The organism is Streptomyces sp. NPDC045431, assembly GCF_040646655.1.
Classification (GTDB): domain Bacteria; phylum Actinomycetota; class Actinomycetes; order Streptomycetales; family Streptomycetaceae; genus Streptomyces.
Genome location: NZ_JBEZAQ010000009.1, coordinates 189,269 through 210,049, shown reverse-complemented (window position 1 = coordinate 210,049; position 20,781 = coordinate 189,269). Strand labels below are relative to the sequence as shown.

Here is a 20,781-nt window from a genome sequence, read left to right as displayed (position 1 = left end):
CCGTCCGCCGGCCTGCGGGCCTGCCGACCTGGCGGCCCCTGGCGCCCGGCCGGGGCATCCGGCCGGGCGCCTCAGGAGGCTCAGGGCACCGGGACGAACTCCGGCTGGTCCAGCAGGCGCAGCCAGCTTCCGTCCGGCTGGCGCCTGACCACCTGCGCGCGAGCACCGGCACCGTCCCTCGGCGGGGTCGACGTGAGGGCGATGTCGTCGCTGACCAGCGTCGGGAGGGGCGCTTCCGGCTCGAACCGCGGCCTGCCCGCGAGCACCTGCTCCCACAGGGCGCGGATCGCCTCCCGGCCGACGGTCTGCCGGCCGGGGGGAAACGCCACCACGGCGTTCTCCTCGTACAGCGCGGCGACTCCGGCCGCGTCACCGGCGTTGGACCGTTCGACGAACAAGCGGGTGATGTCCTCGGGGCGCATGGCCTTCTCGTACTCCGGCATGAATTCCTCCTGGGATCGGATCCGGTGTCGGTCTGTCAGCGGTACCGATCCTTGTCACCCTCGTATCAGAAGTCCAACAGATGCTTCTTGTGGAAACTAGAATCCACGGTCATGGAACTGAGGCAGCTGGAGTACTTCGTCGCCGTCGCCGAGGAGCGGAACTTCACCCGGGCCGCGGAGCGGGTCCGCATCAGCCAGTCCGGGGTGAGTGCGCAGATCCGGCAGTTGGAACGGGAGCTCGGGGCCACGCTGTTCGACCGGTCCGCGCGGATCGTCACCCTCACCGCCGCGGGCAAGGCGGCCCTCGAACCGGCCCGCGCCGCTCTCGCCGCCGCCCGGGCGGTCGGGCAGGCGGTGGGCGAGGTGGCGGACCTCGTCCGGGGGCGCGTGACCGTCGGGATGGTCAGCGGCTGCACCGTCACGCCGCTGTTCGACGCCCTCGCCTCGTTCCGCGGAGCGCATCCCGGGGTCGAGATCTCCCTGCTGGAGGACCGCTCCGACCGGCTCGCGGAGGCGGTGCGCGCGGGCACCCTCGATCTGGCCCTCATCGGGGCCGCGGCCGCCGTTCCCGAGGGGTTGGAGGCGTTGACCCTCGTCGACGAGCGGCTCTGCGTCGCGGTCCCGGCCGGGCATCCGCTGGCGAAGCGGCGGCGGGTCACGCTGCGCGACGCGTGCTCCCACCCGCTGGTGTGCATGCCCCCCGGCACCGGCCTGCGCACGGTGTTCGACGACGCCTGCGCGGCCCAGGGCATCCGGCCGCCGATCGCCCTGGAGGCCAGCGCTCCGGACGCCATCGCCGACCTCGCCGCCCGCGGGCTCGGCGTCGCCGTCCTCAGCGATTCGATGGCCCGGCCCTACCGCGACCGCCTCACCGCCCGCCCCCTCGACGACATCACGACACCCGCACTCCTGGCCCTCGTCTGGCGCAGCGCGCACAACCCGGCGGTACGCGAGCTGCTGCGCCACTGCCGACAGGCTTTCACCGGGCCCGCTCTCCGAGGCCGTCCCGGTCCGGCCGCAGGAAGTCGGTGAGTGCGGAGGCCAGTTCCTCGGGCGCCTCTTCGGCGACGTGGTGTCCCGAGTCGATGCCGTGGCCCCGGACGTCGGTGGCCCACCGGCGCCAGATGGCGCGGGGATCTCCGTACAGGTCCTCCAGGTCGTCCCGGAGCGACCACAGGACGAGCGTCGGGCAGGCGATGCGGGCACCGGCGGCGCGGTCGGCTTCCTCATGCCGCCGGTCGACGGTCAGACCGGCGCGGTAGTCCTCGAGCATCGCTCGCACCACCTCGGGATCGGAGGTGGCGCGCCGCCATTCGTCGTAGTTCTCCCGGCCCATCACCTCCGGGTCGCCGTGGTACCAGGCGACGGGGTCGACGGTGATGACGCGCTCGGGGATGTCCGGCTGTGCGAAGAAGAACCAGTGCCACCACTGGGTGGCGAACTCGGCGGTGATCCGCGACAGATGCTCCGTCAGCGGCAGGCAGTCCGCGAAGGCCACCCGGGAGACGGCCTCCGGGTGGTCGAGCGTGAGGCGCAGGGCCACGGCCCCTCCGCGGTCGTGCCCGGCGAGCGCGAACCTGCGGTGTCCGAGGTGGCGCATCACGGCCACCACGTCCCCGGCGACCGCACGCTTGGAATAACCGGCGTGATCGGCCGTGAAGCGCGGCCCCCGGGAGCGCCCGTACCCCCTCAGGTCCGGGCACACCACCGTGTGGCCGGCGCGTACGAGCAGCGGGGCGACCCGGTGCCATGTCGCCGACGTACGGGGATGACCGTGCAGCAGCACCACGGGCGGACCACTCCCGCCGAAGCGGACGAAGACGGAAGCCTCACCGACGTCGATCCGCGCTGTCTCGAAGCCCTCGAACATCCCGGCCTCCCTGGGGCTCGGCTCATCCACCACGTCTCACCGCCGGCATGGCCCTTGGTGACGTGGGTGTCCTCGGGCAGGTGCTGACCCGATGGTCGCGTTCGGCCGCGGACGCGTCCGGCGCCACGGTCGGGCCTCCGGCCACCAGTGTCACCACTCCACCGGGTGCCGCGCCTACCCGCGGTCCCCTCCCGTACTCCTCGCGCACCAGAGTGCCGCCCCTGAGGGGCCCGCCGGGCGGCAGCATGGGGTCGGTCCTGGGCGCGCCGCGAGGTACGGCAGCCGCCGTACGTCATCGTGAGCGGCCCAGAACCGTACGGTCCAGGCCGCGGTGCCCGGGTCCGCTGCGGTCACCGTGAACTCGGGCCCGGCGCCGCCTCTCCTCTCGACCTACGTCCGGCAGCGGCTCTAGGTCGTGTCCGCAAAGTCCCGTCTGCCTGGCGGCGGTTGGCACGCCCTCCGGGCGGACGACGCTACTTTGCGGACACTCCCTAACCGAGCCACGCACCTATGCCGTCCCAGGCCATCTCCAGGTGGCGGGCGTGCCGCCGGCCGAGCTCGGTCTCCACGACCGCGTGTGCCTCCAGCATGCTGCGCATCCCGCCCAACTCGCCCAGGAACGGCGGCAACGTGCAGTCACCGAGACTCCCTCATCCCCCGTTCCGCCCGCTCAGCCGCTGATGCCTGCGCCCGGCCCAGCCGACGGCGACCCATGCGGCGAAGAGGACCACCGCGGCGACGAAGCCCGCCACGGTGTCGGTGAAGAGGAGCGTGAGCAGGACCACGACCAGCGTGATCGTCCCGAGCGTGGAGGTGGTGAAGGCGTCGGCGCGCAGGAGGACGCGCAGGAACCGGGAGGGTGCGGTGTCGGTCATGCTTCCGTATTCTGCCGGGCAGCGGCGGTACGGGGTCCGGCTCATGCGGAGAGCCCCTTCCGCCACGCCGACTCGCGCAGTAGCCGCAGGCCGTTGAGGCCGACGAGGACCGTGGAGCCCTCGTGGCCGGCGACGCCGAGCGGCAGCGGGAGGTGGCCGGCCAGGTCCCAGATCACCAGGGCGCCGATGCAGACGCCCGCGATGACGAGGTTCTGCACGACCAGGGTGCGGGCGCGGCGGGAGAGGGCCACGACCGCCGGGACCGTGGCCAGTTCGTCGCGTACGACGACGGCGTCGGCGGTCTCCAGGGCGAGGTCGGAGCCGGCGCGGCCCATGGCGATGCCGCTGTGCGCGGCCGCGAGGGCGGGGGCGTCGTTGACGCCGTCGCCGACGACGAGGGTGCGCTGCCCGGCGCGTTCCCAGGCGTGAACGGCCGCCACCTTGTCCTCGGGCAGCAGCCCGGCTCGTACGTCGCTGATCCCGGCTTCGGCGGCGACGCGGCGGGCGGCGGCCTCGTTGTCGCCGGTCAGCAGGACGGGGGCGGTGCCGCTGAGCCGGGCGAGAGCGGCGACGGCGGCGGGGGCTCCGTCGCGGAGGCGGTCGGCGACGCCGAGGACGGCGACGGGGAGGGAGTCGACGGTGACCACGACGGCGGTGCGGCCCTCGGCCTCGACCTCGCGCACGGTGTCGGACGGGGCGTCGGGGCGCCCGACCGTGACCTCCCGGCCGTCGACGAGGGCCCGCACGCCCACGCCCGGGGTGGAGGCGAAACCGGTGGCTTCGGGGACCGGCAGGCCGCGCTCGCGCGCGGCGGCGACGACCGCGCGGGCCAGGGGGTGTTCGCTCGGGAGCTCGGCCGCGGCGGCGAGGGACAGGACCTCGGCCTCGGTGAGGGTGGTGCCGCTGACGGTGTCGGCAACCGTCTCGGTGTCGGTGAGCAGCCGGATGTCGGTGACACGGGGTGCGCCCTCGGTGAGGGTGCCGGTCTTGTCCAGGGCCACGCGGTCGGCCTGGCCGAGGCGCTCCATCACCACGGCCGACTTGACGAGGACGCCGTGGCGCCCGGCGTTGGCGATGGCGGACAGCAGCGGCGGCATGGTGGCGAGGACCACCGCGCACGGCGAGGCCACGATCATGAACGTCATGGCCCGCAGCAGTGTCCCGGTGAAGTCCGCGCCGAAGGCGAGGGGCACGGCGAACAGCGCGAGGGTCGCGACGACCACGCCCACCGAGTAGCGCTGTTCGATCTTCTCGATGAACAGCTGGGTGGGGGCCTTCGTCGCGCTGGCCTCCTCGACCATGGCGACGATCCGGGCGATGACGGATGCGGAGGCGTCCTTGTCGACGCGGACACGCAGCGCGCCGGTGCCGTTGAGGGTGCCCGCGAAGACCTCGTCGCCGGGGGCCTTGGTGACGGGCAGCGGTTCGCCGGTGATGGTCGCCTGGTCGACGTCGCTCGCGCCGTCGAGGACCGTGCCGTCGGCGGGCAACCGCTCCCCCGGCCGTACGAGGACGAGGTCGCCGACCCGCAGGTCGGCCACGTCGACCGGCTCCTCGCCGGTGTCCGTGAGCCGTACGGCCTTGGCGGGGGCGAGGTCGAGCAGGCCGCGCACCGAGTCGGCGGTGCGCCGGGTCGCGAGGGCCTCCAGTGCGCCGGAGACGGCGAAGATGACGATGAGGAGGCCGCCGTCGAGGAACTGGCCGATCGCGGCGGCTCCGATGGCCGCGACGACCATGAGCAGGTCGACGTCGAGGGACTTCTCGCGCAGTGCCTGAAGCCCGGCCCAGCCCGGCTCCCAGCCGCCGGCGGCGTAGCAGAGGGCGTAGAGCGGCCCCCAGGCCCACGCCGGCGCGCCGGCCAGGTCGAGCGGGAACGCCGCCAGGAAGGCGACGGCGGACAGGGCCGCCCAGCGGACTTCGGGCAGGGCGAAGAGCCGGGTCCGGCGGGCGGGGGGTGCGGTGGCGGCGGACGGGGCCGCGGACCGGGAAGCGGACCGGGCGGTGTCGAGCACCGGGGAAGCCATCGGGGGCACACCTCTCCAGAGGAAGGGGACGGCGCGAACGCCCTCACCATACCCGAATACATGAAGAGGTCTTCATCTGTACGAGCAAACACGCGGTTACGATGACCTGCATGGGACACGGAGTGCATGGTGAGACGACCCCCGCAGCCCGCCTCGACGCGGAGTCCGCGGCCACCATCGCCGCCACGCTCCAGGCCCTCGCCACGCCGTCCCGGCTGATGATCCTCACGCGGCTCCGCCAGGGCCCCTGCGGGGTGACCGAGCTCGCCGAGTCGGTCGCCATGGAGCAGTCCGCCGTCTCGCACCAGTTGCGCCTGCTGCGGGCGCTGGGGCTGGTCACCGGAGTCCGCCAGGGACGCCGGATCGAGTACAGCCTCTACGACAACCACGTGGCCCAGCTCCTGGACGAGGCCGTGTACCACATCGAGCACCTTCGGCTCGGCGCGCGTGATCTGCCCCAATCCGCCGTGGATACTGGGCAGTCCTAGGCGGACGACCCGAAGGGGCGGGCATGACCGACCAGTTGGAGACGGCGCACGGCGTGCGGCACGCGGTGGTCATCGGCGGGAGCCTCGCCGGACTGCTCGCGGCCCGGGTGCTCGCGGAACACGCGGAGCGTGTGACCGTCATCGAGCGGGACCGCTTCCCCGAGGGGCCGCAGCCACGTGCGGGCGTGCCGCAGGGCCGGCACATCCACGTCCTGCTGGAGAGCGGCCAGCGGGCCCTGGACACGCTGTTGCCCGGCGTGGTGGACGAGCTGCGCGCCCAGGGGGCGCCCCGGGTCGGCATGCCCGACGACCTCGTGCAGTGGCAGGGCGGGCGCTGGTACCGCCGCACGCCCGCGACGGCGTACCTGCTCACCGGCTCCCGCCCGCACCTGGAGCACGTGGTGCGCCGACGGGTGCTGGCCGACCCCAGGATCCGGGCCGTCGAGGGCACGGAGGCCGTCGGGCTGATCGGCGACGCCGCGCGCGTGCGGGGCGTACTGCTGCGCGAGCGCGGCGCGGGGGCCGGCGCGGAAACCAGCACCGGCGCGGGGGCCGGCGCGGGCAAGGACGGGAACACGGGTGCGCGCGAGGGTGCCGGGCGGGACGCACGGTCGCTCGCGGCGGACCTGGTCGTGGACGCGTCCGGGCGCGGCTCGCGCGCGGCCGCGTGGCTGTCGGCGCTCGGCGCCGAGCCGCCGCACGAGGAGACGCTGGACACGGGCCTCGCGTACGCGACCCGGCTGTACCGCGCCGGCTCGGCGGGCGACGGCACGGACGGGCTGGGCCAGTACATCGTCCCCCACCCGCAGCAGACGCGCGGCGCCGTGGTGCTGCCCCTCGAGGACGGCCGCCATCTGGTGACGCTCTCCGGCCTGCGCGGCGACGAACCGCCCACGGACGGCGAGGAGTTCGTGGCGTACGCGGCCCGCTTGCCGCACCCCCTGGTGAGCGAGTGGCTGGCCAAGGCCGAGCCCGACGGGCCGGTCCACGGTTTCCGCCGCACGGCCAACGTACGGCGGCGCTACGACCGTCCGGGCCGCCGCCCGGCCGGGTTCCTCGCCACCGGTGACGCGCTGTGCACCTTCAACCCGATCTACGGGCAGGGCATGTCCGTCGCCGCGCTCTCCGCGGTGGCGCTGCGCGACGCGCTCGCCGACCCGCGGCGTACGCCGACGACCCGGCGGGTGCAGCGGGCGCTGTTCGACGCCTCCCGGCAGGCCTGGGACGTCTCGGCGGGCGCGGACCGGAACATGCCGGGCGCGCAGGGCGACGCGGCGCGGGCGCGGGCCGCCGACCGGGCCGTCGCCTGGTACCTCCGTCGGGTCCAGGCGCGGGCGGTGGGCGACCCGGAGGTGGGCGCGGCCTTCCGCTCGGTCCTGTCACTGGTGGAGCCGCCGACCGCGCTGTTCGCGCCGCGGATCGCGCGGGCGGTGCTGCTCGGGCCGGTCCGCGAGGCGCCCACCGAACCGCAGATGTGGCGGGAGTCCACGGGGGGCTGACCCGGGGTCAGGGGCGCATGACGACCTTCACCGCGCCGTCGTCCTTGTGCTGGAACATCCGGTACGCGTGCGGGGCGTCGGCCAGCGGGAGGTGGTGGGTGGCGAAGCCGTCCACGCCGAGCGGGTCCTCGTCGGTGAGCAGGGGCAGGATGTCGTCCACCCAGCGGCGGACGTTGGCCTGGCCCATGCGCAGTTGGATCTGCTTGTCGAACAGCGTCATCATCGGCAGCGGGTCGGCGGCGCCGCCGTAGACGCCGCTGAGGGAGATCGTGCCGCCACGCCGTACCAGGTCGATGGCGAGGTAGAGGGCGGCGAGCCGGTCCGCACCGGCCTTCTGGTGCAGCCTGGCCGCCCAGGACTTGGGCAGCAGCCCGGCGGCCTGCTGCTGGGTGCGGGCCAGGGGGCTGCCGTGGGCCTCGGTGCCGACGGCGTCGATGACGGCGTCGGGGCCGCGGCCCCGGGTGTGGGCCTTGACCGCGTCCACCAGCTCGTCCTGGCTGTCGTGGCCGGTCAGGTCGAACACCTCGACGCCGCGCGCCTTCGCGCGCTGGAGGCGGTCCCACACCAGATCCACGCCGATGACCTGGGCGGCACCCTGGTGGAGGGCGATGCGGCAGCACATGTCGCCGATGGGGCCGAGGCCGAGGACGGCCACGGAGCCGCCCGGCGGGATGTCGGCGTACCGGACCGCCTGCCAGGCGGTCGGCAGGACGTCGGAGAGGTAGAGGAAGCGGTCGTCGGGTGGGCCCTCGGGGACCTTGATGGGGCCGAACTGCGCCTGCGGCACCCGGAGGTACTCGGCCTGACCGCCGGGCACGGAGCCGTACAGCCGCGAGTAGCCGAACAGGGCGGCGCCCATGCCCTCCTCCCGCACCTGGGTGGTCTCGCACTGGGTCGGCAGGCCCGAGCCGCACATCCAGCAGTGGCCGCAGGCGATCTGGAAGGGGACGACCACCCGGTCGCCGGGCTTGAGGTCCGGCACCTCGGCGCCGACCTCCTCGACGATACCCATCGGCTCGTGCCCGAGGATGTCACCGGGGGTCATGAACGGCGTGAGCACCTCGTACAGGTGCAGGTCCGAGCCGCACAGTCCGGTGGAGGTCACCTTGATGACCGCGTCCGTCGGCCGTTCGATCCTCGGATCCGGCACCGTCTCCACCCGGACGTCGCGCTTGCCCTGCCATGTCACGGCCCTCATCGTGCGTGTCCCTTCACCGGCTCTCCTGCGGGGTGCGGCCCGGGTACCCGGGCGCGTCGCCGGTGAATCCGTTTTCGGCCAGAGTGCGAGGGAAAGACCGGACCCCCCTTCCGAGAAGGTTTAGACCAATGATAAGGATTCCTCACCCAAACAGCACGCTCGGCTACGCTGAGCGAAGGAAATTGAGGGTTGAACATGGCTGAGCCTCAGGCCCCCGCACTCCCGCTCTACCTCCAGGTCGCCGCCGCGCTGCGCGACGAGCTCGTGCACCGGCGGATAGCGCCGGGCTCCCGACTGCCGTCCGAGCGCTCCCTGGTGCAGCGCTTCCAGGTGAACCGGCAGACCGTACGCAGCGCCCTGCGGCTGCTGCGCGACGAACGACTCGTCGTCACCGAACGGCGCGGCACCTTCGCCGCCACCGGAGGCGCCCCGCAGGCGCCCAAGCCGGTCCTCGCGCCCGGCCTGCTGCAGTTCCCGTGCGGACCCGGCGCCCCGGACGCGCTCGCCGAGGTGGACCTCGCCTGGGAGCCCGCGCCGCCGGAGCTCGCCGAGCGGCTGGGGCTGCTGCCCGGCGAGCCGACGCTGGTCCACCGCCACCGGCTGCCGGGGGCGGGGTCGGCCGGTGGCCTCGGCGGCTCCGGTGGCTCCGGTGGCCTCGGCGGCTCCGGCGGGGGCTCCGCGCCCGTGCGGCAGCGGGCCGTGACCCGGTTCTCCCGGTACGCGCTGGCCGAGGTGCCCGAACTGGCCCGCTACCGGCGCCCGCAGGCCCGGCCCGGCCGGCCGGACCTGCGGCTGCTGTACCACTGGATGCACCGGGCCGGACTGCGGCTGACGCGGCGCGAGTCCATCGGCGTCGACCACGACCCGGGCGCCTCCGCGTGCCTGGCCGTGCACCGCGAGGTGAGCGACCAGCACGGGCACGTGCTGGAGGTGACGGACATCCGCTTCGCGCCGGAGTCCGCCTCCTGGACGTACGAGTTCACCAGCTGAGCCACGGGCACGGAGGGCGTCAGACGATGCCCTCGGCGATCTCCGCCTGTTCGCGGGCGTTGCCGTACGGCGCGGGCGTGCCGTACGAGCGGCGGGCGACGTACCACCACACGCTCGCCAGGATCAGCACCACGGCGAGCGCGATCACGGCGTAGTTCATCGAGTCGATGGTCACCGGTGCCTTCTGGGGCAGGCAGAAGAGCACGGTGACGACGGCGACCCAGACGACGGCCGTCCAGCCGATGGGCTTGGACCAGCGGCCCAGCGACCAGGGCCCGGCCTGGAAGCGGTCCCCCGCGCGCAGCCGCAGGTAGATCGGGATGGCGTAGGCGGGGGTGATGCCGATGACGTTGATGGCGGTGACGGCGCCGTAGGCGGTCGCCGAGTACAGCGAGGGGACGGCGAGCACGGCCGCGACCGCGACCGAGAGCCACACCGCGTTGGCCGGGGTCTGGGTACGGCTGCTGACCTTGCGCCAGAGGGCGGAGCCCGGCAGGGCGTTGTCCCGGCTGAAGGCGAACACCATGCGGCTGGCGGCGGCGACCTCGGCGTTGCCGCAGAAAAGCTGCGCCACGATGACCACCAGGAGCAGGGCCGTGGCGCCGGCGGTGCCCAGCGCGTCGATGAGGATCTGCGCGGGCGGTACGCCGGTCGCGCTGTTCTGCGTGCCCGCGTAGTCCTGGATGGCGAAGGTCAGCCCGGCGAGCAGGGCGAAACCGGCGATCCAGGAGACCCAGATGGCCCGGACGATGCCCTTGGCGGCGGAGACGGACGCGTTGGAGGTCTCCTCGGAGAGGTGGGCCGAGGCGTCGTAGCCGGAGAAGGTGTACTGGGCGAGGAGCAGGCCGATGGCCGCCACGTAGAAGGGGTTGGCCCAGCCGGTGTCGTTGACGAACTCGGTGAAGACGAACTCGGCCGACTGGTGGCGGTCGGGCACGAGCGCGAGCGCGCCGACGATGACGGCGACGCCGGTCAGGTGCCACCAGACGCTGATGGAGTTGAGGACGCTGACGAGGCGGACGCCGAAGAGGTTCAGCACGGCGTGCAGCAGCAGGATGCAGAGGAAGATCAGGAAGGTGGAGCCGGCGGTGGGCACGAAACCGAACTGGAGGTTCAGGAACGCGCCGGTGAAGAGCGCGGCGCCGTAGTCGATGCCGGCTATCGCCCCGAGGAGCCCGAGCAGGTTGAGCCAGCCGGTGTACCAGCCCCAGCGGCGGCCGCCGAGCCGGTCGGCCATGTAGTACAGCGCGCCCGAGGTGGGGTACGCACTGGTGACCTCGGCGAGCGCCATGCCGACGCACAGCACGAACAGGCCGACGCCCGCCCAGCCCCAGAGCATCACGGCCGGGCCGCCGGTGCCGAGGCCGAAGCCGTACAGGGTCATGCAGCCGGAGAGGATGGAGATGACGGAGAAGCTGATGGCGAAGTTGCCGAAGCTGCCCATGCGGCGGGCCAGGACCGGCTGGTAGCCGAGTTCTCTGAGCCGCTGCTCGTCGTCCAGGGGCGGGGCCTGCCGCTCCGGGCGGGCCCACAGGGTGCGGGACATGGCGGTACCTCCGAGTGGTGGTGACAGGGGGGACGTCAGGGGTGGCGGTAGGGGCCGGGCGTCGTGCGGTCTTCGGCCGCCGCGGGAAGCGGTGGGGCCGCCGCGGAAAGCGGTCCGGCCGTCCTGGAAGGGCGGTTCACCCGTCGCGGGGTGCCGTTTCGGCCGTCGCGGGGTGCCGTTTCGGCCGTCGCGGGCGCCGGTCCGGCCGTCGCCGGAGCCGCTTCAGCCGTCGCGGGCCGCGCCGAGGCAGCGGGTGCGGGCGCGCCGGAACACCTCCTCGGCGAGTGCCCGGTCACCCGGGTCGTCCGTGCGGTACGCCCACGGCTGCGGCGTGTAGTACGGACCGAGCGCCTCGAAGACGGGGGCGGCCTCGGTGAACCGGAGCGCCCCCCACAGGGCGTGCGCCAGGTGGTTGAGGTCGAGCAGCGACGCGGTGGCGGGGACGGCGTGGTCGAACCAGGCGAGCAGGGCGCGCAGCGCGTCGCGGGTGGCGTCCTCGGCGACCCAGTGCAGGTCGAGCGCCTTCTCCTGGCCGCGCTCGCGGCGGTAGCGCTCGACCCGTACGTACAGCGGCAGGACGTGCAGGGCCGAGCCGGGCGGGGCGGAACCGGCCGCCCACTGGACGAAGTTCACGGCCTCGGACAGCGACCCGGACGTGGGCTCGGGGCGCCGGGCGTAGAGGAACTGGAGCATCCGGTGGTACGCCTCGCGGTTGTGCGGGTCGCGCTTGTCGGCCTCCGCGAGCAGGCCCCACGGGCCGGGCGGCAGCATCGGGCCGGGCGGGCGCAGGCGGTGCTCCTCCATGCGCTGGCCCTCGTCCAGTACGGCGAGCGCCAGCAGGCACACCCAGGGCACGGGGTCCGCCGGGGAGACCCGGGCGGCGGTGTGGCACGCCTGCCAGGCGAGCTGCCAGAGTTCCTGGGTGCGCGGGTGCCGCTCGCGGTGGGCGCGTACGGCGCGCTCGGCCGCGACCCGGGCGTGCATCACGGTGGCGGCGACGCTGTACGGGTCCTCCGCCCGCCAGGCCTGGACGACGTCGGAGCCCGCGGCGACGGCCGCGAGCACCTGGGTGCGCTGGGTCCACAGCGACCAGTCGGTGGTGTCGGCGAGGAGCTGGGCCATGGAGAGCCAGCGCCCGGTCCGGAGGTCCTGTACCACCGCGCGCAAGGCGGTGTCGTGTCCCGCGGGGTGGTACACCGGCCGGAAGTCGTGGCCGGGCATCACCTCGTCCCCGAGGGCGGACAGGCCGGACGAGCGGCCGGTGGGGCTGTGCTGGTCATGGATCCTCTGAGCGGGGGGTGGCAGATGGAACACGGAACGGACGAGCGAACTGGCAGCCGATTACGCGGCGTTGATCGGCGATCACTATAGAGTGTGCTGGACGATTGCGATCCACTTTTGACAAAGGTCGTAACCATTCGGCCAAACAAGGAACTTGGCGAGAAGTCACCGAGCAGTCAGCCAGAAGTCGGAGGAGCCCGATGCCTGTTACCGGCCCCGCAAGGGCGCACGTGACGACCGGAGAGGAGGGGCGATGACGGGCCCCGTACTCGCCGTCGACCAGGGCACCTCGGGCACCAAGGCGCTGGTGGTCTGCCCCGAGCGGGGCGTGATCGGCTCCGGCACGGCCCCGGTGCGGCCCCGGCGGCTGCCGGGCGGACGGGCCGAGGTCGATCCGCACGAGCTGCTCGCCTCGGTCGTCACCGCCGGGCGCGCGGCGCTGGCCGACGCCGGCGAGCCGGTCGCGGCGATGGGTCTCGCCAACCAGGGCGAGACCGTCCTGGCCTGGGACCCCAGGACGGGCGAGCCGCTCACCGACGCGATCGTCTGGCACGACAAGCGGGCGCGGGACGTCTGCGCGGAGCTCGCGCCGCACGGCGACGCGCTGCGCGCGGCGACCGGGCTGCCGCTCGACCCGTACTTCGCCGCGCCGAAGATGGCCTGGATACGCCGCCGGCTCACGTGCGAGGGCGTGGTGACCACCAGCGACGCCTGGCTGACGCACCGGCTCACGGGCGGTGGCGCGTTCGTCACCGACGCGGCCACGGCAGGCCGCACCCAGCTCCTCGACCTGGACACCGTCGACTGGTCGCCGTACGCGCTGGAGGTCTACGGCCTGGCCGACGAGCGGCTGCCCGCCATCGTGGACGCGGCGGGGCCGGTGGGCACCACGTCGCTCTTCGGCGGCTTTGGCGGTGCCGGGGGCTCGGACGTGCCGGTGACCGGCCTGCTCGTCGACCAGCAGGCGGCGCTCCTCGCCCAGGGCGCGACGGCCCCCGGCGCGGCGAAGTGCACGTACGGCACCGGGGCGTTCCTGCTCGCGCAGACCGGCGACCGGCCCCGGCGCGGCGGCTCGGGTCTGGTCTCCTGCGTGGCCTGGCGGCTGCGCGGGCGGACCTCCTACTGCCTGGACGGGCAGGTGTACGCGGCCGCCTCGGCGGTGCGCTGGCTCACCGACCTCGGGGTCATCGGCGGCGCGGCCGACCTCGACCCGGTGGGCTCCTCCGTGCCGGACACGGGTGGCGTCACCTTCGTACCGGCGCTCGCGGGGCTCGCGGCGCCGTGGTGGCGGGACGACGCGCGCGGGTCGGTGACCGGGCTCGGACTGGACACGACGGCCGGGCACCTGGTGCGGGCGCTCTGCGAGGGCATCGCGGCGCAGGTGGTGGAGCTGGCGGCCGCGACGGGCGCCGAGTTGGGCGCGCCGCTGGACGTGCTGCGGGTCGACGGTGGGCTGACCCGGTCGGCTCTGCTCATGCAGACGCAGGCGGACCTGCTGCAACGCCCCGTCGAGGTCTCGGCGTTGCCCGACGCCACCGCGCTCGGCGCCGCCGTGCTGGCGCGGCTGGGCCTGGACCCCTCGCTCTCCGTGGAGGGGGCGTTGCCGGAGTGGAAGCCGTCCGCCGTCTACGAGCCGCGCGTCCCGGCGAGTGAGGCCGCCGAGCGGATGGGCGCCTTCCGGGCTGCGGTGGCGGCGCTCGTGGACGGCCCCCGATGACCGGCACCGGGAGCGTGACCCGGGGTGGGCCGGTGCCGTCGGAGCCGTACGACGTGATCGTCGTCGGCGCGGGGGTGGTGGGCTGCGCGGTCGCCCGCGAGCTGGCCCGCTTTCCGCTGCGTACGGCGGTCGTGGAGGCCGCCGCCGATGTCGGCGAGGGCACCTCGAAGGCGAACACCGCCATCCTGCACACCGGTTTCGACGCCGTACCGGGGTCGCTGGAGGCGCGGCTCGTCCGGGACGGGCACCGGCGGCTCGCCGCGTACGCCGCCGAGACCGGCATCCCGGTGGAGCGGCTCGGCGCGCTGCTCGTCGCCTGGGACGAGGAGCAGCGCGCCGCGCTGCCCGCGCTCGCGGCGAAGGCGGAGCGGAACGGCTACCACCGGGCGCGGATCGTCGGCGCCGCCGAGCTGTATGCCCGCGAGCCGCGTCTGGGCCCCGGCGCGCTCGGCGCGCTCCACGTGCCGGACGAGAGCGTCATCTGCCCGTGGACGACGACGCTGGCGTACGCCACCCAGGCCGTACGCGCCGGCGTCGATCTGCACCTGGGGTGCAGGGTGGAGGCGGTCCGCCCGGCCCGCGCGGGCCACGGGTGGCACGAGGTGGCGACCGGGCGGGGCGTGCTGCGGGCCCGCCACCTGGTCAACGCCGCCGGGCTGTACGCCGACGAGCTGGACCGGCACCTGGGGCACCGCGACTTCACCGTACGGCCGCGGCGCGGGCAGCTCATCGTCTTCGACGCGTTCGCGCGCGGGCTGGTCCAGCACATCCTGCTGCCGGTGCCCACCGCGCTCGGCAAGGGCGTGCTGGTCTCCCCCACCGTGCACGGCAAGGTGCTGCTCGGGCCGACCGCCGAGGACCTGGACGACAAGGGCGCGACGGGCACGACGGCCGAGGGGCTGGCGTTCCTGCGCGAGCACGGCCGCCGGATCCTGCCGGAGCTGCTGGACGAGGAGGTCACGGCGGTCTACGCGGGGCTGCGCGCCGCCACCGAGGAGGGCGACTACCGGATCGCGTGCCACGCCGAGCAGCGGTACGTGACGGTCGGCGGTATCCGCTCGACCGGGCTGACCGCGTCCCTGGCGATCGGCGCGCACGTGGTGGGGCTGCTGAGGGAGGCGGGGCTGGAGACCGGGACCGCGCGCGAGCTGCCGAAGGTGCGGATGCCGAACGTGGGCGAGGCGTTCCCCCGGCCGTACCTCGACGCCGAACTGATCGCGGCGGACCCCGCGTACGGGACGATCGTCTGCCCCTGCGAGCGCGTGACGCGCGGCGAGATCCGCGACGCGCTGGCCGCTGTGATCCCGCCCGCCTCGCTGGACGGGCTGCGGCGCCGGACGCGGGCGCGGGCCGGGCGGTGCCAGGGCTCCGTGTGCGGGGCGGCGGTGCGCGCGCTGTTCGAGGAGGCCCGGCCATGAGCCGTCGTACGCGTACGGTCGACGTGCTGGTGGTCGGGGCGGGACCGGCGGGGCGCGCCGCGGCCGCCCGGCTGGCCGCGGCGGGTGCGGGCACGGTCGAGGTGCTGGAGCGCGAGGCCCGCGCTGACCTGAGGCGACCGGGGGCCGCGGTGCTGCGCACGGGCGTCACCGCCACCGGGTGGGCGGGACCGCGCACCCTCGACACGACGGGTCCGGGCGGCTTGGAGCGGATCACCGCGCGGGCGGTGGTGCTCGCGACCGGCGCCCGGGAACGGCCGCGCGCCGCGCGGCTGGTGCCGGGGACCCGGCCGGCCGGGGTGCTGACGGCGGGTGAGGTGCTGCGGACGGCGTCCGGGTGCGGTGGGGGCCGGCGCGCGCTGGTCGTCGGGGCCGAGGAGCCGGTGACCCGCCACGTGGTACGGGCCCTGCGACGGGCGGGTGTGGAGGTCGCCGCGCTGGTCACGGAGGAGCCGCGGGGCATGCCGGCGGCCTTCGGTCCGGGGACCGGGCGCGTCCCGGTGCTCGGCGAGACGACGGTGACCGAACTGCTGGGCCGTGGGCGCCTGTCGGGCGTGCGGCTGCGCCACCGCGACGGGCGGACGGCGACCCTGGCGTGCGACACCGTGGTCTTCAGCGGCGACTGGATCCCGGAGCACGAACTCGCGCGGTACGGCGGCCTCGTGCTCGACCCCGGCACACGGGGCCCGGCGGTGGACGGCGCGTTCCGTACGTCGGAGGCCGGCGTGTTCGCGGTGGGCGACCTGCTGCACGCCGTGGAGGGTGCCGGGAGGGCGGCCGCGGAGGGCCGGGCGGTGGCGGGGGCGGTCCTGGCCCACCTGGCCGGGCGTGCTCCCTGGCCGGGTCGGCCGGTTCCCGTCGTGGTGGACGCGCCGCTGCGCTGGGTGGTGCCGAACCGGATCGACGGGCCGGTGGCCGGCGGTCTCCTGCTGCGTACGCGCGAGCGTCTGGTGCTGCCGGTGGTGACGGTACATCAGGACGGTGCGGTGCTGCACCGGCAGCGGGTGTGGTGCCCGGTCGCGCCGTCACGCTCGGTGATGCTGGCGGGCGGCTGGACGGGCCGGGTCGATCCGGACGGCGGACCGGTCCGGGTCACGGTCGCAGTCCCGCCGCGCGGGCGGCGCGACTGAGGACGTCGGTCAGCATGTCGGTCGTGAGGCGGCCGGTGAAGGTGTTGCGCTGGCTGACGTGGTAGCAGCCGAAGAGCTCCAGGTCCTCCCCTCCCCCGGCGGCGGGCAGGGTGAGGTGCGCGCCGTGGGCGAAGGCCGGGCGGGGGCGGGGCACCACCCAGCCGGCGGCGGAGAGCGCGGGCAGGACCGCCTGCCAGCCGAAGGCGCCGAGGACGACGAGCGCGCGGACGGTGGGGCGCAGCAGCCGCAGTTCGCCGGCGAGCCAGGAGCGGCAGGTGTCGCGCTCGCCGGGTGTCGGCTTGTTGGCGGGCGGGGCGCAGTGGACGGGGGCGGTGACGCGCACCCCGTACAGGCGCAACCCGTCGTCGCGGTGGGTCGCCTCGGCCTGGCTGGCGAGTCCGAGGCCGTGCAGCGCGGCGTACAGGACGTCACCGGAGCGGTCGCCGGTGAACATGCGGCCGGTACGGTTGCCGCCGTGGGCGGCGGGGGCGAGGCCGACGACGAGCAGTGCGGCGTCGTCGGGGCCGAAGCCGGGAACGGGGCGGGCCCAGTAGTCCCAGCGCGCGTAGGCGCGGCGGCCCTCGCGGGCGATCTGCTCGCGCCAGGCGACCAGGCGGGGGCAGGCGCGGCAGTGGGTGACGCGCTCGTCGAGCCCGGGGACGGAGGCGGCACGGGCGGCCTCGTACGCGGGGAAGTCCGGCTGGTCGGGTGAGCTGGGCTCTGCTGGCATCGGTCCTCCGTTCGAGCTGTAGGACCGACGGTAGCGTTTCGGTATGACGGTGAAGCGAAGCGCGGGTCTGCTGCTGTTCCGCACCTCCGGCGGGCGCCTGGAGGTACTCATCGCCCATATGGGCGGGCCCCTGTGGGCCTCGCGCGATGCCGGGGCCTGGTCGGTGCCGAAGGGCGAGTACGCGGCGGACGAGTCGCCCGAGGCGGCGGCGCGCCGGGAGTTCGTGGAGGAGCTGGGGCTGCCGGTGCCGGACGGGGACGCGGTGCCGCTGGGCGAGGTGCGGCAGGCGGGCGGCAAGGTGGTCACGGTGTGGGCGGTGGAGGGCGACCTCGACCCGGAGGCGGTGGTGCCCGGCACGTTCACCATGGAGTGGCCGCGCGGCTCGGGCGTGGCACGGGAGTTCCCGGAGGTGGACCGCGTCGCGTGGTGCACGCCCGAGGAGGCGGCGCCCCGGCTGGTGTCGGCGCAGCGGGAGTTCCTGGAGCGGCTGGAGCGGTACGTCCGCGCACGCTGATTGTCAGTGCCGTGCGGGAGAGTGGAACTCCCAACCGGTCGACGAGGAGCGAGAGATGACCACGACCACCTTCGGCATGCGTGAGCGCGCGGCGGCCCAGGCGTACCTACGACTCGTGGAGGCGGCGCAGGCGGTGCTCGGCGACCCGGAGCTCGCGCCGATGGCCGGGGTGTACCTGGCGTCGTCGCTGGCGGAGGCGGACGAGGCCCTCGCCCGCGCGGGCCTGCGGGGGAACGAGACCCGTCTGCTGCGGCTGGCCTCGGCGCTGCGTGCCCCCGCGCCGCCTCCGGACCGGGACTGACCGATGGTTCCACGAGACCGCCCTCGGCCTCCTGCCGTCGCCCGTGGGCGGGGCCTGCCCCGTCGACGGCGGGAGGTAGCCTGCGGGCATGTCGGTCAACATCAACATCCACTTCACCGTCTCTCAGCTCACGGACGCTGCACAGGCCGAGGCGGTCGCCGCATCGATCGGCGAGCTGCTGCGCGACGAGGGCATCGAGGACCAGATCAGCTACGGCACGGCCTGCGACGACGGTGTCCACTTCGTGTCGGGCGAGACGCGGTTCCCGCTCAGCATCACCCGTTTCGGCCGCTGGCAGCCGGAGTTCGAGAGCTCGTTCGCGTTCGCCGTGACCGAGGCCGCCCCGGCGGCGAAGGGCGTCATCGAGTGGGGTTACCCGGACGAGGAACGCTGAACGACCTGCGCGGGGCGGGGGGCGGCGGGGGTCAGGCGTCGAGCCAGCCGTAGGAGCGGGCCAGGTCGGTGACGCTGGCGCGGACGCGCTTGAGCTGGGCGGCGGTCAGGGTGCCGTCCGCGTCGATGAGCGCCTCGGTCAGCTCGGCCTGGAACTCCGCCGTGGTGAGCACGTCCAGCGTGTCGTCGTCCGGGTCGTCTCCCGGCGCGGGCGCGGGCGCGGGCACCGCGGGGCGGCGCGCGGGCTGGTCGACGAGGCGGATCTCCGAGGCCTTGGGGCCCTTGTCGCCCATCTCCAGGTAGAACTCCACCTCGCGCCCCGCTCGGTACAGGTACTTGTCGTCCACCAGGTCGTTCGCGTGCATGAACACGTCTTCGCCCCCTTCCCTGGGGACGATGAACCCGTAACCGCGGACCTCGTCGAACCGCAGGATCTTGCCCACCATCAACACAGCCGTTACCTCCACGCCAACACCACTTCTGCGGCGTGAATCTACAGGCGCGGGCGGCCGTGGGGTACGGCCCGGGGAGAGAAGTCACCGACGTACGGGGGAACGGGCCCGGCGATGCCAGGCCCGTGTGGTCGGCGCTCGGGGTCAGCGCCCGGGATGGCGCCTGAGGCGGCGCTCGAGGACGGCGCCCGGGGCGGCGCTCGGGGTCAGCGCTTCGGCCAGCAGGTCTTGTTCGAGCCTCTGGCGCCGAAGCGCTGCCAGTACCGCTGACGGGGCTGGTCCTGCTGGTGCTTCACCCAGCTGTGGACGGCTGCGGCTGCCGCGGTGGCGGCGGCCACTGCCGCGGCCACGGTGCGGGCTCGGGTGCGGGCCATGGGGAACTCCTCGTATCGCTCGTGGTGTGTGGTCCGACGCTCACGAGTCTGGTTCGCTCCCCGCCCCGGGCGCATGGGGCTGGTGTCACGCCGAACCGGTCCATGGCCTCCACCACGGAGTACACCGACTCCATGGTCTTCAGCCGCTCGTGGGCCGGCAGGACGTGGATCTCGTACGCGTCGTGGCCGCGGGCGTCGCAGTAGGCGCGGATCGCGTCGCCGTAGAGCATGTCGACGCGCTACTTGACGACCAGCAGCCGCCGGGAGGGGGCCAGCGCTCCGTCGGCGGCTCCGGCGGTCGCGAGCGCCGGGTTGTCCGGCGCGAACACGTCCGGCGCGAAGCGCACGCGGTAGGTGACCGGCTTGGCGGTGGCGACGGTCCAGCCGGGGGCGGGGCCGTCGGTGGTGAACAGGCCGTGGGTGTGGGTGTGGGTGTGGGTGTGCGGGAGGGGCACGGGGCCCGCCGTGGGGCCGCGTCGCAGCGCGGTCGCCACGTCGGCGGCGGTGAGCGGGGCGGGCAGCTCCCGGGGGGCTCCCCAGCGGTCCAGCAGCTCGTGGTGGGCCCGCTCGGCGGCCGGGCCGAGCAGCCCGGCGAGGACGGCGATCCGGGCGGCGGCGAGCATGCCCAGCGCGAGGGCGTCGCCGTGGCCCAGCCCGGTCCGCAGCGACAGCAGGGCGTCGGCGACGGTGCGGCCGTAGCGGAACGCCGTGGCCGGGCCCTGTTCGCGCGGGTCGTAGCACATGAGCGTGGCGCGGATCTCGGCACTCAGGGCGACGGCGCGTGCCAGCGGCAGCGCGTCGTAACCGGTCAGGTCCGGCCTGAGCAGGGCGCCGACCGAGTCGTAGAACGCCGGGCTGACCGCCAGGACGTTCCTGACGAGGGCGGCCAGGCCGGAGCGCAGCGCGCTGGGTGGAAGGGTGGTCAGCAGGTCCAGCTGGGCCCAGACCAGCGCGGGCGCCGTGCCCGGGGCGCCGGGGCGCTCCAGGGTGAAGGCCGTGTCGGTCATGGCCCGGGGGGTGGTAGGCAGGAGGATCAGCCGCGGTCCGCGCCCGGTGGGGTCGCCCCGGGCGGTGTCGGCGGCGCGGACGGCCAGGCGGGCCGCGGCGTCGAGGACGCCGGTGCCGCCGAGCGCGACGACCACGGAGCCGGGCGCGGGGCGCACGGCCCAGGACGCGTCGGGGCTGCCGGGGGCGTCGGGGGTGTCCGGCGCCGTCAGCCGCCGCACGGGGGCGACCGGGCCGAGCAGGCGCTCCGCCCAGGCGGTGTGCGCCTCGGGCAGACCCGCACGCGAGACGAGCCAGAACGCGTCCGGTGCGAGTCCGGCGGCGCGCCGGGTGAGCTCGTCGCGGCCGGTGTCACCGCTCCGTACGAGGACGGGGTAGTGGACGTTGCCGGTGAGCATGGCGCGGTCGAAGGACGCTGCGGAAGTGGTGCGCATCATGGGGGGCTCACTCATCGCGTGGGGTTCGGAATGTCGCCCCTTCAAGCTCCGCCGCCCGGCGTCCCGGCGGCATGAGGC

Annotated in this window: 21 protein-coding genes; 10 read left to right on the top strand and 11 right to left on the bottom strand. The window is 74.7% G+C overall.

The annotated features are described in order from the left end of the window. Window positions 1-80: 80 nt before the first annotated feature. The gene (locus tag AB0A69_RS20780; RefSeq protein WP_361423726.1) at window positions 81-443 is read right to left on the bottom strand and encodes a nuclear transport factor 2 family protein; all 363 of its coding nucleotides are present in this window, start codon (window positions 441-443) and stop codon (window positions 81-83) included. Window positions 444-554: 111 nt separating this feature from the next. Here AB0A69_RS20780 and AB0A69_RS20775 point away from each other — a divergent pair, with 111 nt between their 5' ends. Next, window positions 555-1,475 carry a LysR substrate-binding domain-containing protein gene (locus AB0A69_RS20775; RefSeq protein ID WP_361423723.1) on the top strand — a complete coding sequence of 307 codons (921 nt, stop codon included), beginning with the start codon at window positions 555-557 and terminating at the stop codon, window positions 1,473-1,475. Here the strand turns inward: AB0A69_RS20775 and AB0A69_RS20770 are convergent. The 3 genes from AB0A69_RS20770 to AB0A69_RS20760 form a co-directional block, all read right to left on the bottom strand. Continuing rightward, the gene (locus AB0A69_RS20770) at window positions 1,423-2,313 is read right to left on the bottom strand and encodes an alpha/beta hydrolase (protein ID WP_361423720.1); all 891 of its coding nucleotides are present in this window, start codon (window positions 2,311-2,313) and stop codon (window positions 1,423-1,425) included. The genes AB0A69_RS20775 and AB0A69_RS20770 overlap by 53 nt on opposite strands. A 650-nt stretch (window positions 2,314-2,963) precedes the next feature. Continuing rightward, complete coding sequence (locus AB0A69_RS20765) at window positions 2,964-3,188, bottom strand: hypothetical protein (protein WP_361423717.1); 225 nt, start codon at window positions 3,186-3,188, stop codon at window positions 2,964-2,966. A gap of 41 nt (window positions 3,189-3,229) precedes the next feature. Then, complete coding sequence (locus AB0A69_RS20760) at window positions 3,230-5,212, bottom strand: heavy metal translocating P-type ATPase (protein WP_361423714.1); 1,983 nt, start codon at window positions 5,210-5,212, stop codon at window positions 3,230-3,232. Between the two features lie 110 nt (window positions 5,213-5,322). Between AB0A69_RS20760 and AB0A69_RS20755 the strand changes: the two genes are divergently transcribed. Further along, complete coding sequence (locus AB0A69_RS20755; RefSeq protein WP_355359436.1) at window positions 5,323-5,700, top strand: metalloregulator ArsR/SmtB family transcription factor; 378 nt, start codon at window positions 5,323-5,325, stop codon at window positions 5,698-5,700. Window positions 5,701-5,723: 23 nt separating this feature from the next. Continuing rightward, on the top strand, window positions 5,724-7,199 hold the full coding sequence (locus tag AB0A69_RS20750) for an FAD-dependent monooxygenase (RefSeq protein WP_361423710.1): 1,476 nt from the start codon (window positions 5,724-5,726) through the stop codon (window positions 7,197-7,199). 7 nt (window positions 7,200-7,206) lie between these two features. Here the strand turns inward: AB0A69_RS20750 and AB0A69_RS20745 are convergent, their stop codons facing one another. Further along, window positions 7,207-8,397, bottom strand: a complete 1,191-nt coding sequence (locus AB0A69_RS20745) for a zinc-dependent alcohol dehydrogenase (protein WP_361423707.1) — start codon at window positions 8,395-8,397, stop codon at window positions 7,207-7,209. 195 nt (window positions 8,398-8,592) lie between these two features. Between AB0A69_RS20745 and AB0A69_RS20740 the strand changes: the two genes are divergently transcribed. Continuing rightward, window positions 8,593-9,387: a GntR family transcriptional regulator gene (locus tag AB0A69_RS20740; protein WP_361423704.1), complete on the top strand. Its 795-nt coding sequence runs from the start codon at window positions 8,593-8,595 to the stop codon at window positions 9,385-9,387. 19 nt (window positions 9,388-9,406) lie between these two features. On the opposite strand, the gene AB0A69_RS20735 is transcribed toward AB0A69_RS20740, so the two are convergent. After that, complete coding sequence (locus AB0A69_RS20735; RefSeq protein WP_361423701.1) at window positions 9,407-10,933, bottom strand: amino acid permease; 1,527 nt, start codon at window positions 10,931-10,933, stop codon at window positions 9,407-9,409. Between the two features lie 222 nt (window positions 10,934-11,155). Continuing rightward, window positions 11,156-12,154 (bottom strand): hypothetical protein, encoded by a 999-nt coding sequence (locus AB0A69_RS20730; RefSeq protein ID WP_361423806.1) that lies wholly within the window; start codon window positions 12,152-12,154, stop codon window positions 11,156-11,158. A 313-nt stretch (window positions 12,155-12,467) separates the two neighbouring features. On the opposite strand from AB0A69_RS20730, the gene AB0A69_RS20725 reads away from it, so the two are divergent. From AB0A69_RS20725 to AB0A69_RS20715, 3 genes are read left to right on the top strand one after another with little or no spacing between them, the layout of a single operon-like run. Further along, complete coding sequence (locus AB0A69_RS20725) at window positions 12,468-13,931, top strand: FGGY family carbohydrate kinase (protein WP_361423699.1); 1,464 nt, start codon at window positions 12,468-12,470, stop codon at window positions 13,929-13,931. Then, window positions 13,928-15,349, top strand: a complete 1,422-nt coding sequence (locus tag AB0A69_RS20720; RefSeq protein ID WP_361423696.1) for an FAD-dependent oxidoreductase — start codon at window positions 13,928-13,930, stop codon at window positions 15,347-15,349. Before AB0A69_RS20725 ends, AB0A69_RS20720 begins: the two co-directional genes overlap by 4 nt. Next, the gene (locus tag AB0A69_RS20715) at window positions 15,346-16,497 is read left to right on the top strand and encodes an FAD-dependent oxidoreductase (RefSeq protein ID WP_361423693.1); all 1,152 of its coding nucleotides are present in this window, start codon (window positions 15,346-15,348) and stop codon (window positions 16,495-16,497) included. Before AB0A69_RS20720 ends, AB0A69_RS20715 begins: the two co-directional genes overlap by 4 nt. Here AB0A69_RS20715 and AB0A69_RS20710 read toward each other — a convergent pair. Beyond that, window positions 16,460-17,227 (bottom strand): uracil-DNA glycosylase, encoded by a 768-nt coding sequence (locus tag AB0A69_RS20710; protein WP_361423690.1) that lies wholly within the window; start codon window positions 17,225-17,227, stop codon window positions 16,460-16,462. The two genes, AB0A69_RS20715 and AB0A69_RS20710, sit on opposite strands and share 38 nt — an antisense overlap. Before the next feature lie 43 nt (window positions 17,228-17,270). Here AB0A69_RS20710 and AB0A69_RS20705 point away from each other — a divergent pair, with 43 nt between their 5' ends. The 3 genes from AB0A69_RS20705 (at window position 17,271) to AB0A69_RS20695 (ending at window position 18,436) form a co-directional block, all read left to right on the top strand. Next, window positions 17,271-17,741 carry an NUDIX domain-containing protein gene (locus AB0A69_RS20705; protein WP_361423687.1) on the top strand — a complete coding sequence of 157 codons (471 nt, stop codon included), beginning with the start codon at window positions 17,271-17,273 and terminating at the stop codon, window positions 17,739-17,741. Window positions 17,742-17,796: 55 nt separating this feature from the next. Continuing rightward, window positions 17,797-18,042 (top strand): hypothetical protein, encoded by a 246-nt coding sequence (locus AB0A69_RS20700; protein WP_361423684.1) that lies wholly within the window; start codon window positions 17,797-17,799, stop codon window positions 18,040-18,042. Between the two features lie 88 nt (window positions 18,043-18,130). Then, complete coding sequence (locus tag AB0A69_RS20695) at window positions 18,131-18,436, top strand: hypothetical protein (RefSeq protein WP_361423681.1); 306 nt, start codon at window positions 18,131-18,133, stop codon at window positions 18,434-18,436. 31 nt (window positions 18,437-18,467) lie between these two features. On the opposite strand, the gene AB0A69_RS20690 is transcribed toward AB0A69_RS20695, so the two are convergent. The 3 genes from AB0A69_RS20690 to AB0A69_RS20680 all read right to left on the bottom strand — a co-directional run bounded on the left by AB0A69_RS20690 (window position 18,468) and on the right by AB0A69_RS20680 (window position 20,703). Further along, the gene (locus tag AB0A69_RS20690) at window positions 18,468-18,887 is read right to left on the bottom strand and encodes a cold shock domain-containing protein (RefSeq protein WP_361423803.1); all 420 of its coding nucleotides are present in this window, start codon (window positions 18,885-18,887) and stop codon (window positions 18,468-18,470) included. Window positions 18,888-19,093: 206 nt separating this feature from the next. Next, the gene (locus tag AB0A69_RS20685) at window positions 19,094-19,261 is read right to left on the bottom strand and encodes a hypothetical protein (RefSeq protein ID WP_361423678.1); all 168 of its coding nucleotides are present in this window, start codon (window positions 19,259-19,261) and stop codon (window positions 19,094-19,096) included. 239 nt (window positions 19,262-19,500) lie between these two features. Next, window positions 19,501-20,703 (bottom strand): hypothetical protein, encoded by a 1,203-nt coding sequence (locus tag AB0A69_RS20680; RefSeq protein ID WP_361423675.1) that lies wholly within the window; start codon window positions 20,701-20,703, stop codon window positions 19,501-19,503. Window positions 20,704-20,781: the final 78 nt, after the last annotated feature.